Here is a 1,942-nt window from a genome sequence, read left to right on the forward strand (position 1 = left end):
GCGCTGCCGCTGTCGTGGGCACAGCAACGCCTGTGGTTCCTCGACCAGCTGGACCATGCGGCAGGCGCGGCCTACCACATCCCGGCCGGCTTGCACTTGCGCGGCCGGCTGGACCGCGCAGCGCTGCAGGCGACGCTGGACCGCATCGTGGCGCGCCACGAAGGCTTGCGCACCACGTTTGTGCTGGCCGATGGCCAGCCGGTGCAGCGCATCGCGCCGGCTGATTGCGGCTTCGCCCTGGAGCAGCAGGACCTGAGCGGCTTGAGCGGGCATGAGCGCGAATTNCGGCTTGCACTTGCGCGGCCGGCTGGACCGGGCAGCGCTGCAGGCGACGCTGGACCGCATCGTGGCGCGCCACGAAGGCTTGCGCACCACGTTTGTGCTGGCCGATGGCCAGCCGGTGCAGCGCATCGCGCCGGCTGATTGCGGCTTCGCCCTGGAGCAGCAGGACCTGAGCGGCTTGAGCGGGCATGAACGCGAGTTTGCCGTCGAGCGCATGGCGCTGGAAGAATCGCAGGCGCCGTTCGACCTGGCGCAGGGGCCGCTGATCCGCGGCCGCCTGCTGGTGCTGGGGGAAGAGGAACATGTGCTGCTGATCACGCAGCACCACATCATTTCGGATGGCTGGTCGATCGGCATCCTGGTGCGCGAAGTGAGCACCTTGTACCGCGCCTTCAGTCAGGGCGAAAGCGATCCGCTGCCGCCGCTGCCGCTGCAGTACGCCGATTACGCTGTGTGGCAGCGGGCCTGGCTGCAAGGCGAAGCACTGCAACGCCAGCTGGACTTCTGGCACGCGCACCTGGATGGCGCACCGGCCCTGCTGGAATTGCCGACCGACCGCGCGCGCCCTGCGGTGCAGAGCTATGCCGGCGGCCAGGTGGCCTTGACGCTGCCAGCGCCGCTGGCGGAAGGCTTGCGCGACCTTGGCAAACGGCATGGCACGACGCTGTTCATGACSMTGCTGGCCGGCTGGTCCCTGCTACTGTCGCGCCTGAGCGGTCAGGACGAGGTGGTGATCGGCACGCCGGTGGCCAACCGCCAGCGCAGCGAAGTGGAAGGCATGATCGGCTTCTTCGTCAACACGCTGGCCCTGCGCGTGCGCCTRGACGGCGCGCTGGACGTGGCGCAACTGCTGGCGCAGGTAAAGGCCAGCACGCTGGACGCCTACGCCCACCAGGACGTGCCGTTCGAGCAGGTGGTGGAAGTGCTCAAGCCGCAGCGCAGCCTTGGCCACAGCCCGGTGTTCCAGGCCATGCTGGCGTTGAACAACACGCCAGAGATCGGCTGGACGTGGCGCAACTGCTGGCGCAGGTAAAGGCCAGCACGCTGGACGCCTACGCCCACCAGGACGTGCCGTTCGAGCAGGTGGTGGAAGTGCTCAAGCCGCAGCGCAGCCTTGGCCACAGCCCGGTGTTCCAGGCCATGCTGGCGTTGAACAACACGCCAGATGGCGGCGAGTTCTCCTTGCCTGGCTTGCAGGTGCAGCCGGTCGGCCACGGCAACCCGACGACCAAATTCGATATCTCGCTGTCCATCGTCGATAACGGCGCTGTCATGCAGGGCGGCATAGCCTATGCCAGCGACCTGTTCGACGCTGTCAGCATGGAACGGCTGGCGGGCCAGTTRCAGGCCGTGCTGGCGGCCATGGTGGCCGACGATGCGCAGCCGGTGGCTGCCTTGCCGCTGCTCGACGAAGCGGGGCGCAGGCAAGTGCTGTTCGACTTCAATGCCAGCGCCGCCGACTTSCCGCAGGACGTGCTGGTGCACCAGCTGTTCGAAGCGCGCGTGCTGGCCCAGCCCGATGCGCCGGCACTGCGCTTTGGCGATGAGCTGCTCAGTTACGGCGAATTGAACCGGCGCGCCAACCGCGTCGCGCACCGCCTGCTGGCGCTTGGGGTCAAGCCCGACACGCGGGTGGCGATCTGCATGGAGCGCGGCATCG

3 protein-coding genes are annotated in these 1,942 nt (G+C 68.1%); all 3 read left to right on the forward strand.

Translation table 11 applies throughout. The features are described from left to right. Positions 1-30: 30 nt before the first annotated feature. Positions 31-284, forward strand: a 254-nt coding sequence (locus tag ASD58_RS32950) for a condensation domain-containing protein (protein WP_373994472.1), incomplete at its 3' end; no start/stop codon positions are given. Between the two features lie 62 nt (positions 285-346). Further along, positions 347-1,315, forward strand: coding sequence for a condensation domain-containing protein (locus ASD58_RS32955; protein WP_373994473.1), 969 nt, complete (start codon positions 347-349; stop codon positions 1,313-1,315). Next, the coding region (locus ASD58_RS31975) for a condensation domain-containing protein (RefSeq protein ID WP_200951670.1) at positions 1,291-1,942 on the forward strand (652 nt) is incomplete at its 3' end. The genes ASD58_RS32955 and ASD58_RS31975, both read left to right, overlap by 25 nt.

It is taken from the genome of Duganella sp. Root1480D1, from assembly GCF_001427305.1.
Lineage (GTDB): Bacteria > Pseudomonadota > Gammaproteobacteria > Burkholderiales > Burkholderiaceae_D > Rugamonas.